Source organism: Nonomuraea roseola (assembly GCF_039535395.1).
Taxonomy (GTDB): Bacteria; Actinomycetota; Actinomycetes; order Streptosporangiales; family Streptosporangiaceae; genus Nonomuraea; species Nonomuraea roseola.
The window spans coordinates 310,885-322,990 of record NZ_BAAAXC010000014.1 but is presented as its reverse complement, the minus strand read 5'-3'; the positions used below and the strand labels follow the sequence as shown (position 1 = coordinate 322,990).

At 69.0% G+C, this 12,106-nt stretch carries 10 protein-coding genes and 3 pseudogenes; 9 read left to right on the top strand and 4 right to left on the bottom strand.

Annotated features, from left to right (window positions below; all coding sequences use genetic code 11):
- Positions 1-133 precede the first annotated feature (133 nt).
- Entirely contained in the window at positions 134-1,465 is a 1,332-nt protein-coding gene (locus ABFX55_RS19790) for a serine hydrolase domain-containing protein (protein ID WP_346123049.1), read from the bottom strand.
- A gap of 62 nt (positions 1,466-1,527) precedes the next feature.
- Here ABFX55_RS19790 and recD2 point away from each other — a divergent pair, with 62 nt between their 5' ends.
- The 3 genes and pseudogenes from recD2 to ABFX55_RS19775 all read left to right on the top strand — a co-directional run.
- The gene (recD2, locus tag ABFX55_RS19785; protein ID WP_312895406.1) at positions 1,528-3,723 is read left to right on the top strand and encodes an SF1B family DNA helicase RecD2; all 2,196 of its coding nucleotides are present in this window, start codon (positions 1,528-1,530) and stop codon (positions 3,721-3,723) included.
- A 163-nt stretch (positions 3,724-3,886) separates the two neighbouring features.
- Positions 3,887-5,032 (top strand): L,D-transpeptidase, encoded by a 1,146-nt coding sequence (locus ABFX55_RS19780; protein ID WP_346123047.1) that lies wholly within the window; start codon positions 3,887-3,889, stop codon positions 5,030-5,032.
- Between the two features lie 98 nt (positions 5,033-5,130).
- Positions 5,131-5,403 (top strand): annotated as a pseudogene (locus tag ABFX55_RS19775) (helix-turn-helix domain-containing protein); the annotation flags it as partial.
- Here ABFX55_RS19775 and ABFX55_RS19770 read toward each other — a convergent pair.
- A complete protein-coding gene (locus ABFX55_RS19770; RefSeq protein ID WP_346124125.1) occupies positions 5,368-5,913 on the bottom strand; it encodes a hypothetical protein in 546 nt (181 codons plus the stop codon). The pseudogene ABFX55_RS19775 and the gene ABFX55_RS19770 sit on opposite strands and share 36 nt — an antisense overlap.
- Positions 5,914-5,993: 80 nt before the next feature.
- Here ABFX55_RS19770 and ABFX55_RS19765 point away from each other — a divergent pair, with 80 nt between their 5' ends.
- The 4 genes and pseudogenes from ABFX55_RS19765 to ABFX55_RS19750 all read left to right on the top strand — a co-directional run bounded on the left by ABFX55_RS19765 (position 5,994) and on the right by ABFX55_RS19750 (position 7,850).
- Positions 5,994-6,584, top strand: coding sequence for a hypothetical protein (locus ABFX55_RS19765; RefSeq protein ID WP_346124123.1), 591 nt, complete (start codon positions 5,994-5,996; stop codon positions 6,582-6,584).
- Positions 6,566-6,820 carry a hypothetical protein gene (locus ABFX55_RS19760; protein WP_346123045.1) on the top strand — a complete coding sequence of 85 codons (255 nt, stop codon included), beginning with the start codon at positions 6,566-6,568 and terminating at the stop codon, positions 6,818-6,820. The genes ABFX55_RS19765 and ABFX55_RS19760 overlap by 19 nt, the downstream gene beginning before the upstream one ends.
- Before the next feature lie 106 nt (positions 6,821-6,926).
- Positions 6,927-7,076: pseudogene (locus tag ABFX55_RS19755) on the top strand (IS5-like element IS4811 family transposase); the annotation flags it as partial.
- A 195-nt stretch (positions 7,077-7,271) separates the two neighbouring features.
- On the top strand, positions 7,272-7,850 hold the full coding sequence (locus tag ABFX55_RS19750) for a dihydrofolate reductase family protein (RefSeq protein WP_192775203.1): 579 nt from the start codon (positions 7,272-7,274) through the stop codon (positions 7,848-7,850).
- On the opposite strand, the gene ABFX55_RS19745 is transcribed toward ABFX55_RS19750, so the two are convergent.
- Positions 7,832-8,542 carry a helix-turn-helix domain-containing protein gene (locus ABFX55_RS19745; RefSeq protein WP_192775202.1) on the bottom strand — a complete coding sequence of 237 codons (711 nt, stop codon included), beginning with the start codon at positions 8,540-8,542 and terminating at the stop codon, positions 7,832-7,834. The genes ABFX55_RS19750 and ABFX55_RS19745 overlap by 19 nt on opposite strands.
- A 259-nt stretch (positions 8,543-8,801) precedes the next feature.
- Between ABFX55_RS19745 and ABFX55_RS19740 the strand changes: the two genes are divergently transcribed.
- Positions 8,802-8,930 carry a hypothetical protein gene (locus tag ABFX55_RS19740; RefSeq protein WP_346123043.1) on the top strand — a complete coding sequence of 43 codons (129 nt, stop codon included), beginning with the start codon at positions 8,802-8,804 and terminating at the stop codon, positions 8,928-8,930.
- Between the two features lie 290 nt (positions 8,931-9,220).
- Here ABFX55_RS19740 and ABFX55_RS19735 read toward each other — a convergent pair.
- A pseudogene (locus tag ABFX55_RS19735) lies at positions 9,221-10,159 on the bottom strand (IS701 family transposase); the annotation flags it as partial.
- A 236-nt stretch (positions 10,160-10,395) separates the two neighbouring features.
- Here ABFX55_RS19735 and ABFX55_RS19730 point away from each other — a divergent pair.
- Positions 10,396-12,105 carry a chondroitinase-B domain-containing protein gene (locus ABFX55_RS19730; protein ID WP_346123041.1) on the top strand — a complete coding sequence of 570 codons (1,710 nt, stop codon included), beginning with the start codon at positions 10,396-10,398 and terminating at the stop codon, positions 12,103-12,105.
- The last annotated feature ends 1 nt before the right edge of the window (position 12,106 follow it).

Below are 12,106 nucleotides of genomic sequence, written 5' to 3'. Positions count from 1 at the left end.
GCTCAGTCGGGACAGAACAGGCGGCCGAGGTCGTCGTCCTCAGAGGAAGTACAAATGCACGGAGTCAGCGTAGCCGATCCGCGACCTGGCCGTCGCCGACCCTGTGATCGGCGGCGGCCAGGGATCGCGGCTGCTACGCGCTCCACTCCCCGGGTCCGCCAGGGATCGGGGCGGCGGGGTCGTACGGCTCGCGGGTGAAGATGAAGGTGTTCAGGTCGAGGAAGCCGTCGCCCGCCCTCAGCACCTCTCCCGCGTAGTAGCCGTCGAGCCCGAGCCACGTGCCGTCCTGCTGGGACACGAAGTGGGAGGCGCGTCCGACGCCGCGCAGGGGCGTGAGGGACAGGCCGCGCTCGGGCAGCAGCCTCAGCACGTACGGCGTCGGCCCCCAGTGCCACAGCCCCGTCATGGCCAGCAGGTCGGGGTCGGCCGCGACGGGCTCCCACGGCTCGGGCAGGCGCGGCTCGTGCTCGTCCAGGATGGCCAGCAGGTCGGTCAGCAGCGTGCCGCGCACCCCCGAGGTGGTGTTGGCCATGAACAGCACGCCGACCTTCTCGGCGGGGTCGGCCCACACGGTGGCCAGGAAGCCGGGCATCGACCCGGTGTGGCCTGACAGGCGGCGTCCTCTGTCGCGCAGCAGTTGCAGGCCGAGGCCGTAGCCCGCGCTCCAGGCGTCGCCGTCGGCGACGGTGGCGGGTTCACGCATCTCGGCCAGGGTGGCCTTGCTCAGCACGCCGTCGCCCGACCCGGTCAGGAAGATCGCCCAGCGGGCCAGGTCGCCGGGGGTGGACCACAGCTGGCCCGCGGGCGCCATCGAGACCGCGTCGTGCTCGGGCTCGGCCAGCAGCACGTCGGCGAACGGATGCACCGCGTAGCCGCTGGCGTGCGGGGCGCGCGGCCTGGCGGTGGTGTCGTTCATCCCGAGCGGCTCGAGGACCTCGCGGCGGACGGCCTCGAGCCAGGGCATGCCGCGATGGCGGGCCACCAGCTCGCCCAGCAGCCCGTATCCGAGGTTGGAGTAGTGGAAGCGGCGGCCCGGCCGGTGCCTGGAGTTCTCGGGGCCGAGCCTGGCGAGCAGCTCGTCGGTCGGCAGCCCGGGCGTGCGCTCCCACCACTCGGTGGGCGGCTCGGCCGTCAGGCCCGCGGTGTGCGAGAGCAGCTGGGCGATCGTCACCTGCTCGAAAGGGGTGCCCTCGACGTGCTTGCCGATCGGGTCGAGCAGGTCGACCAGGCCCTGATCACGCAGCCGCATGACGACGGTGGCGACCATGCTCTTGGTGATCGAGCCGAGGCGGTACTGGGTGTCGAGGGTGGGCTCGCCCTCGCCGGCCCTTCCTCTGCCGCCGAACCACGCCACCTCGCCGTCGCGCACGACGGCGGCCGTCAGCGACGGCACCCTGGACTCACTCTGCTCCACGGCCAGCCTGCGCAGCAGCGCCCTGGCGGTGGACTCACCCACTTGGCTCATAACGCCGAAGAGTACCGAGCGAGCAGGGAGACGCTGAAAAGATCGCCTTTAGGATGGTCGGCGTGGAGAACGGCAGCGTGCTGGAGGCGGTGCTCGAGCGGATCACCTACGCCAACGAGGAGAGCGGCTACACCATCGCGCGCGTGGCCACCGAGCGTTCGGGCGCGGAGCTGCTCACCGTGGTGGGGCCGCTGCTGGGCGCGCAGGTCGGCGAGTCGCTGCGGCTGACCGGCCGCTGGACCTCCCACCCCCGTTACGGCAGGCAGTTCGAGGTGTGGTCGTATGCCACCGTGCTGCCGGCCACGGTGCAGGGCATCCGCCGCTACCTGGGCTCGGGCCTGATCAAGGGCATCGGCCCGAAGATGGCCGAGCGCATCGTCGACCACTTCGGCACCGACACGCTCGACGTCATCGAGACCAGCCCCGAGCGCCTGGTCGAGGTGCCGGGCCTGGGCCCCAAGCGCACCAAGCTGATCGCCGTCGCCTGGGAGGAGCAGAAGATCATCAAGGAGGTCATGATCTTCCTGCAGGGCGTGGGCGTGTCCACCTCGATCGCGGTGCGCATCTTCAAGCAGTACGGCGAGGCGTCGATCTCGGTCGTGCGCGGCCAGCCGTACAAGCTGGCCGACGAGGTGTGGGGCATCGGCTTCAAGACCGCCGACACCATCGCCCAGGCGGTCGGCATCCCGCACGACAGCCCCGAGCGGGTCAAGGCGGGCCTGCGCTACACGCTGTCGCAGGCCGCCGACGACGGCCACTGCTACCTGCCCGCCCCCAACCTCGTCGGCGACGCCGTCAAGATCCTCGAGGTGACGCCCGAGCTGGTCAAGAGCTGTCTGGAGGAGCTGGTCGCCGAGGAGGGCGTGGTCCGCGAGGACATCCCCGCGGGCGACAACGTGGTGCCCGCGGTCTACCTGCTGCCCTTCCACCGCGCCGAGCTGTCGCTGGCCGGCAGCCTGCTCACCCTGCTGCGCACCGGCCGCGACCGGCTGAAGGGCTTCGCCGACGTCGACTGGGTCAGGGCCGAGCAGTGGCTGCACGGCCAGACCGGCGCGGAGCTGGCCACCGAGCAGCGTCAGGCGGTGCGCCTGGCCCTGACCGAGAAGGTCGCGGTGCTGACCGGCGGCCCCGGCTGTGGCAAGTCCTTCACCGTGCGCTCCATCGTGCTGCTGGCGCGCGCGAGGAAGGCGAAGGTCATCCTGGCCGCCCCCACAGGACGGGCGGCCAAGCGCCTGTCGGAGCTGACCGGGCACGAGGCCACCACCGTGCACCGCCTGCTGCAACTGCGTCCTGGTGGGGAAGCCACCTTCGACCGCGACAACCCGCTGGAGGCCGACCTGGTCGTGGTCGACGAGGCCTCCATGCTCGACCTGCTGCTGGCCAACAAGCTGGTCAAGGCCATCGCCCCCGGCGCACACCTGCTGCTGGTCGGCGACGTCGACCAGCTGCCCTCGGTCGGCGCGGGCGAGGTGCTCAAGGACCTGCTGGCCGCCGACGACATCCCCCGCGTACGGCTGACGCAGATCTTCCGCCAGGCCCAGGAGTCGGGCGTGGTGGTCAACGCCCACCGGGTCAACACCGGCCGCCACCCGGTGCTGGAGGGCATGAAGGACTTCTTCCTGTTCCCCTGCGAGGAGCCCGAGGAGATCGCCACGCTCACGGTGGACGTGGTCGCGCGCCGCATCGCCCGCAAGTTCGGCCTCAATCCCCGCCGCGACGTGCAGGTGCTGGCGCCCATGCACAGGGGCGCGGCCGGCGCGGGCGCGCTCAACCTCGCCCTGCAGGAGGCGCTGACCCCCGCGCGTGAGGGGATGCCCGAGCGGCGCTACGGCGGGCGCGTCTTCAGGATCGGCGACAAGGTCACCCAACTGCGCAACAACTACGACAAGGGCGCGGCGGGCGTCTTCAACGGCACCGTCGGCGTGGTCACCGACATCCGCCCCGACGACCACAAGCTCACCGTCCTGACCGACGAGGAGGAGAGTGTCGACTACTCCTTCGACGAGCTGGACGAACTGGCCCACGCCTACGCCGTCTCCATCCACCGCTCCCAGGGCAGTGAATACCCGGCGGTGGTCATCCCGCTGGCCACCAGCGCGTGGATGATGCTGCAGCGCAACCTGCTCTACACCGCGATCACCAGGGCGAAACGCCTGGTCGTGATCGTCGGATCGCGCCGGGCGCTGGCCCAGGCCATCCGCACCAAGGGCGCGGGACGCCGACACACGGGTCTGACTCACCGCCTGTCAACTGGTTGACGCTCTTAGGTGTCCTAATTGTTACCAAACTCTCCCATATGATTCGGCATCTAACAGGTATGACCAATAAAGTCTTGTGGTGCGCTTTGCTGTTCTGGGGGAGAGATCTGTGTTGAGTGTTGCGCCAGCTTGGAGGAGGCCCGTCGCCGGAGTCGCGGTCGTCGTGGCCGCCGCTTTGACGGCGTCCTGCTCGGGTGGCTCACCCGCCCCGGGCGGGCCCGCCGCGGCTGGGAAGTCGGCGACGGCCTCGGCCTCGCCCGCCCCCGCCATCAAGATCAGCCCAGCGCAGGGCAGCTCCAAGGTGAAGCCGAACAAGAAGGTGGTCGTCACCGCCTCGGGCGGGGCGCTGGACGAGGTGGTCGTCCAGGGCGGCGGCAAGCAGCTCGAAGGCTCCTTCAACGCTGACAAGACCAAGTGGGTCTCCAAGGAGCCGCTGAGGCCGACCAGCAGCTACAGCGTCTCGGCCAAGGCCGGGGCGACGACGGCGGCGGCCAGCTTCAAGACCCTCAAGCCCGAGGTCGAGCTCGAGGTCGCCGACGTCACCCCGAACCAGAAGGGCGAGAAGGTCGGCGTGGGGGCGCCGATCATCCTCACCTTCAACAACCCGGTCTCCGACAAGGCGGCCGTGGAGGGGGCGTTGGAGGTCGAGGCGGAAAAGCCCGTCGAGGGCGCCTGGCGGTGGATCAACGACAAGACCGTCATCTACCGCACCGCCAAGTACTGGCCCGCCCACCAGGACGTCAAGCTGACCGCGCGCCTCAACGGCGTGCAGGGCGGCAAGGACATGTACGGGGTGAAGGACTACACCACGACCATCAAGATCGGCGCCAAGCAGATCAGCAAGGTCAACACCAAGACGCACATGATGTACGTCTACCGCGACGGCAAGAAGGTCAAGACCATGCGCATCAGCGCGGGCATGGCCACCACGCGGGAGTACACCACCACCTCGGGCGTCCACCTGACCATGGAGCGCGCCAACCCGGTCCGGATGATCTCGCCCGGCCGCAAGAAGGGCGACCCCGGCTACTACGACGTGATGATCAACCACGCCGTGCGCATCTCCAACTCCGGTGAGTACGTCCACGCCAAGAACAACGTCTGGGCACAGGGCAGGCAGAACGTCAGCCACGGCTGCATCAACTCCCGCCCCGACCAGGCCAAGTGGTTCCACGACACCATGCAGCGCGGCGACGTGGTCGACATCATCGGCACCAACCGCGAGCTGGAGTGGAACAACGGCTGGGGCTTCTGGCAGCTGTCGTTCAAGGAGTGGAAGAAGGGCTCTGCCCTCGAGGAGACCCGCTAGCTGTATTGACCACGAGCGTTGTTAACAGTGGTACTTGATCAACAAAGAGACCTCCGGTGTGGTGTAGGTGTCGAATCTGCAGCACACACGGAGGCCTCGTGTCCCACCGTAACGCCCGGCTGACCGTTCATGGTCGTCGTCTGCTCGTTGATCGCATCCTGTCCGGCCGGCCGGTCGCCCATGTGGCCGCCGAGATGGGCATCTCACGCTCCACAGCGCACAAGTGGCTACGGCGATGGCGCCAGCACGGCGAGGCGGGACTGCACGATCGGCCCAGCCGGCCACACACCACCCCGCACCGTACCCCCGCCCACATCGAAGCCGAGGTGTGCCGGCTACGCACCGTGCGCAAGCTCGGCCCGGCCCGCATCCTCCAGCCAGCCGTCCCAGCACAACCGCTTCAACGCCCGATCGGCGGTGCTCTTGCTTATCCCGGTGGCCAGCGCCAGACGACGGCAGTCCAGCTCCAGCTCACCCGCCACCGCGTCCAACGCCAGCTCACACACGTACTCCAACGCCTTGCGATCGGAAGGGCCCGACTGCCGCGCCCAGCGACCCTCAGCCGTCTCGGCCTTGATCGCCGCCTGCACGCCGTCGACCAGCTCCACCACGGCTGCCACCCGCGCCGGCCACTGCTGTTCCTCGCCGCCGACCGGCTCGGCGGCGGCCTCCCGGCGCAACGTCGCCGCATAGTCCACCGCGCGCTCCCACTGCCGCGCCAGCAGCCCCGCGCGCTCGGCCGCGCTACGCGGCCGAGCGCCCCTCCGGCCTTCCTGGCGGCGCACATGCACCAGTTCCGGCGCGGCCAGATGCCCCTCGATCAGCTCGACGACCTCCGGCGGCGACCAGCGAGCCAGCGCCAGCCGTACCAGGATCCGCATCAGGTGCGCGTGCCCCCGCCCGGCCTCCGGGTCGACGGCCAGTCCCGACCGGTGCGCCCTTCGGCTTCCCCGCCATCAGCGTGCTGCTGCTGGAATGGCAACCCGACGACACCACGACAGGCCCAGCCCGCGACGCCCGCACACGCCAGCGCCTACAGCATCAGCGTGACCTGCTGGCCCACTACACCGGCCAGCGCGCCACCCCCACCCTGCTGTGGGACACCAGCAGCGCGTTGCCCAAGACCCACCCCCTGCGCCGCGCCCGCCACGTCACCGTGTGCGACATCGGCCGCCGCTTCCGCGCCCGCCGACTGCTGCCGCCCATCCCCGTCCCCGTACTGAAGGCTCCCGACCCCGACACCCTGGCCAGCAAACCCAGAAGGTTCACTGTCGGCTATGTCGGCGACCTCGACATCCACCGCCAGGCCTACAACGCCTTCCTCGCCCCTGCTCTCCGGCAGTTCCCGCATGTGGTCGTCGGGACAGGCGGCGAACGCTGCTCGTGCTGGCCGCCCGACGCCGCCACCCACCGCCGCCTCAGGGACGTCTACAGCCAGAGTCTGGCCACGATCCTGCTGCCCCCGGATTACGGCGTCTCCGGCATTGGGGTACTCGAGCAATCGCACAGGCGATCCTGGCCGGATGCGTCCCCGTGCTACCCACGGCGCTGAGCCCATTCGATCAGTTCATCACCGCCAGGCTGCTCATCGACAGCGAACGCGCCGCACTCGAACGCCTGCACTGGCTGAACGACATCGCCACAACGGCCGAGCACACCGCGCTGCTCGGCGACTGCCTAGATCGGCTTCAGCGCTTCAGCCTCACCCGGCAACACACGGCTCTCCGAGCGATGATCACTGACCTGCTCCGATTGCCGTACCCACGGGGAGGAACCCCCGCGCGGTGAGCGAGTCCCGCCTCGTCTTGCTGCATTCGATCACGCGGGATCGGCCTCGGTATGCCTGCTTCCAGGGCTATCCGCCATGGCGGCCTCATGGGTCGCGTAGCCGGTGGCCCACCCGCGCCGGTGGGTCGTGGAGAGAACCCTGGCCTGGCTCACGGCGCACCTCCGGCTGGCCCGCGACTACGAACGACACCCCAAGACCTCGGAAGCCGTCATCCGCTGGGCCGCCATCAACGGCATCCTCCGTCGGATCGCCCGCGGACAACCTGCCCGCCGGCAGCTCCGCCGCATTTCACCTAGACCTGATCAACATCTCACACGACCAAGGACGCGCCGGTCGCGGCGGTGTTCAGATACGAGTTGTGGACCAGCTGTCGTTTCCGTCCAAGACGGCAACCGCGGCCGTGATCTAGCGTGGACCCGGCAGCTCGCCCGAGCATAAGGAGACAGCACAGTGCGTAACTTGGTCTACACCGGTTTCATGTCGCTCGACGGCGTCGTGGACTCGCCTGGGGGCGGGCCGGGAGAAGAACACCGCAGCGGAGGGTGGGTGTTCAAGGACCTCGAGTTCGTCCCCGAAGCCTGGTCGCTGAAGGGTGAGGAGCTCACCGACACGACGGCGCTGATGTTCGGCCGTCGCAGCTACGAGGCGTTCGCGGCGGTCTGGCCCGGCTCGGAGGACCACGCCGGCTACAAGGAGCTGCCCAAGTATGTGGTGTCGACCACGCTGTCTGACGACGCCATCGTCAACGGGTGGGGGCCGACCACGATCCTGCGCTCGACCGAGGACGTCGCGGCGCTCAAGGAGGGTGAGGGCGGCGCGATCTTCATCCACGGGAGCGCGGAGCTGGCTCGGCGGCTGTCAGACGCGGGTCTGATCGACCAGTACAACCTGCTCGTCTTTCCCGTGCTGCTCGGTGGCGGGAAGAGCCTGTTCGGCCGGGCCGACCGAGACAAGCACATGCTGACGCTGCGGGAATCGGAGAGCTACTCGAACGGGATCCTGAAGCTGGTTTACGACGTCAAACGCTGATCCAGGTCGAGGGCGATCGCGCCGCCGGCGCCCTCGCGCAGCTGCCTGATGGTGCGTCCGACGTAGGAGCGTAATGCGCGGGCCAGGTGCGGCTCGTCGAAGTAGTCGAGCTTGGCAACGACGTCGGCGGCCGGGTCGCCGGCAGCCAGCAGCTGCGCCGCCGTGCGGGCGCGCTCGATCTGCCGGATGGTGCCCTGCGTCAGTCCAGTTGCGGCGCGGAACCGGCGTTCGACCGTGCGCACCGAGACGGCTGGACGGTGACCCCGCAGCACCTCGACGAGGAGCAGGTCACGGACCACGATCCCGGCCCGGACGAGACTTTCGACCAGAGCCTCGGCGTCGTCGGGGCCGGGCGTCTCCCAGCGCGCGCCGTCCAGCCTGAACGTCCGGCGCGTGGTGTCGAGGAGTCCGATGCCGCCGTCGACCAGCGCCAGAGTGGGCACGGCCCGCAACGAGGTGCCCACGGCGAACTCGATGCCGGTAAAGGTCGCGCCCTCCGGCACCGGTGCCGTGCTGGTCCGGGTCTCGGGACCGGTGATGCCCGCGTATACCCGGCCAGCGTGTTCCCAGAACACCAGGCCCCAACGCACCCCTGCGACGGACGTCATTGCAGTGACCTGCTCGCTCGTGCATGTCCACACGGTGTCGACCCACGCCGAGTCCGACTCGCGCGTCTTGAACCGCAGTCCCACGGGGGAAGCATACGTCGCTTCGCGTTCTCCGTGGCTTGCCCGGCCATGCGGCTTTGCGCTACGGCAAGCTGTGCGGCTGCGCTGAACCAAGCTTCGACCTCGACCTAACCAAGCGAACGCGGTCGCAGGCCTACCGGCCGTAGAGGTCCCACCTTGTCTTGGGGTGTCGGTAAGAGTCATGTCACCAGCCCCAAACGAGCATGGTCCCCCAGCTCAACGGTCTCGGGCTCAGCGCTGGCCAGACCGCAGGATTGACCACGTGCTGTCCGCCTGGCCGCGCCGGGGCGGCGTGGGCCATCCGGTGCGCTGTGAGGTGATCGGCGACGAGCCTGTCGGTGGGGTGGTGGCGTCTGACCATTACGGCGTTCTGGCGGACCTGCGCTACTGATCCTGGGCACAGGCCTGCTGATTCCGAGCAGCCGCGAACACCATGTTCGGATGGGGCCAATCAACTTGTTCACAACAGATCCCTATGACCGCTAGCTGGAGCCAGACGACTCGTTCCTCAGGGGCCAAGAGAGTCGTTCAAAGCCAAGCGCCCGCATCGCCGGGATTCGTCGTCCGTCGGCGCCCACCGCGGCGAGTGACGAAAGCCCCATGCATCTATCGCACGGTGAGATCTCACCGTGAGTTTCTGGACTTTCGTGACACCCCTAATACTCCAGTGACAGTTTGAGATCATGGGTGGGATCTGCGCTGGTAGTGGCAGCGGCGAGCGATCGCCTGGTGCCGTCGCCGCCAACTCGACCAGCGCATGGTCTCTTCGAGTGAGCGGGTACGAGGGAGCAGGAGTACGGCCAGCAGCCTGCGGATCTCCGGCACAGTTAACGCGACGTGTTGGGCGGTGACGTCGGGAGGCTGCTGGGCGGCCACGATGGCCAGGAAGGCCAGCGCGAGCATGGCCAGGGTGATGTGGCGATGCCACGGCGTCCATCCACGGACCTGGTAGTGGTCCAGGCCGACCTGACCCTTGGCGGCCTGGAAGGACTCCTCGATGGCCCAGCGGATGCCGGCGATGCGCACCAGCGTCATCAACGGCTGCGGGATGGGGGCGTAGCAGCGGTAGAAGGCCAGTTCACCGGTGGTCAGGCTGCGGCGGATCAGCAACCACCGCCAGCCGGGCTGATCATCGTCGATGCGAGCCCAGGCCCAGGCGTAGAGGCGGTGGCCTTTGGCTCCTGCTCCGGCGCTGTAGCGATGCCAGTGCCGGTCGGCCACCAGGGCGGCGATCTGAGCGGCGGTCAGCTCCACGCCATCCAGCCTGGCCCGGCGGTTGGCAGCCAGTGCCAGCACGTAGCCGACTCGGCGTTCCTGCAGCGCCGCGCGCAGGCGGGGGTCTTGTCCGTAGACCTCATCGCCGCTCACCCAGGACGTGGTGATGCCGGCGTCCAACGCGGCGTTGATCATCGCGGTGGCCAGCGCGGGCTTGGTCGCGAAGGTCGTCTGATCGGGGACTCCGGCCCGCTCGCAGCGTCCAGGATCGGCCAGCCAGGAGTGCTCGGGCAGGTACAACCGGCGATCGATCAGGGCTCGTCCGGCGCCGGTGGCGTAGGCCAGGAAGACGCCGATCTGGCAGTTCTCGACCCTGCCCGCGGTACCCGAATACTGGTGCTCAAGGGCCGGGACGACATCGAGACCCTCGACGCCCGCGCGTATCTGTCAGAGGTCGGAGGACTGGGCGTCGGCTCTTACGTGCAGCTCTTGCCCCACCGGCACAATACCCACGCCATTTCCTGGCACTTCTCCAGAAAAGGTTCTAGCGCAGGGGGGGCCCTTGCCCTCACAGGCGTTTGCCTCTAGCCTCCGTGAGCGTCGGGCGGATTGCGTAATCCTCCTACGTCTAGGGAGTGCGTGTGCGACGTTTACTGGCTCTGTGCGTCCTGTCCACCATGCTCGTGGCGGCCCCGGCCCACGCGGAGGCGCAGACGCTGTACGAGGCAGAGGACGCGACGCTGGTCAAGGCGGTCGTCTCCAACAGGTCGCCCGGCTACAGCGGCTCGGGCTTCGCCGACTACGACTCCGCGACGGGCGCCTACGTCGAGTTCGCCGTCCCCGCCGACGCGCCCGCCGAGGTCGACCTGATCTTCAGGTACTCCAACGGCAGCACCGTCGATCGCCCGCTGGACGTCGCGGTGAACGGCGTCAAGATCGCCACCCGGCCCTTCTCGCCCTCCACCGACTGGGCCACCTGGCGCTCCACGACCGTGCGCGCCACCCTGAAGGCTGGCGCCAACACCGTACGCCTGACCACCACCATCGCGAACGGGCCCAACCTCGACAAGGTGACGGTGCGCCCAGTGGTGGAGGAGCCGGGCGGCACCGTGGTCACCTCGATGGCCGACCTCACCGAGGCCATCAGGACCGCGCAGCCCGGACAGCGCATCGTGCTGGCCAACGGAACCTACGCCGTCGACGCCGCCATCCCGATCGCCGGCAAGAGCGGCGTCACCATCGCCGCCCAGTCCGTCGGCGGCGTCACCCTCACCGGGTCCAGAACCTTCACCTTCAACAGCTCCGCGAATGTGGCCGTCGAGGGCTTCGTCTTCAAGCAGCGGACCGGCATCGTCGTCCCGTCGAACTCCACCGGCATCCGCATCGCCAGGAACACCTTCCAGCTCGCCGAGGTCGACGGCGCCGAGACCCACTTCCTGGACGTCCAGGGAGACGACGCGGAGGTGGCCAACAACCTGTTCGCGGGCAAGACAGAGCACGGCGTCTTCCTGCAGGTCGGCGGCGCGACGATGCCGCTGCGCGTGGCGATCAGGCGCAACCACTTCCGCGACAACACCTCCACCGTCAACGGCAGCGAGGGCATCAGGCTCGGCCTCGGCGCCCTCGGGCAGGTCTCGGCGCGCGCGGTGGTGGAGCACAACCTGTTCGAGAACGTCGTGGGCGACGACGAGGTGATCTCGGTGAAGGCCTCGGACTCCGTCGTACGGCACAACACCATCCGAGGCGGTGCCAAGGGTGTGCTGACGCTGCGCTTCGGCTCGCGCAACACCGTCGAGGGCAACCACATCATCGGTGGCGACAGGGGGATGCGCGTCTACGGCGCCGAGCACACCATCGTCAACAACCACATCCAGGGCGTGCGGCGGGACGGTGTCTACCTCGGAGCCGGTTACGACGCCATCCACGACGCGGCCGTCAGGGTCAAGGTGCTGCTCAACACCGTCGTGAACGCCGGTGGCGCGGCCATCTCCGCGCAGGGCGGCTCCAACCCCGCCACCTCCCCGCTGGTCGCCGACAACCTGTTCGCCCGCGCCTCCCAGGGAACGCTGATCTCGCTCGGCAACGCCGTCACCCCGACCGTGCGCGGCAACCTGTCGTGGGACACCGTCTCGGGCACCAACCCCAAGCTGGTCCAGGACGCCAACGGGATCCTTCGTCTCAGCTCCGGCAGCCCGGCCGTCAACGCGGCCAAGGGCGGCTACCCGGCCGTCTCGCGCGACCTGGACGGCCAGACCCGCCAGGGCGCCGCCGACGTGGGTTCCGACGAGTACGCGCCGGAGATCGGCCCCGGCCCGCTGACCGCCGCCCAGGTCGGCCCCAAGGCGGGCTAGC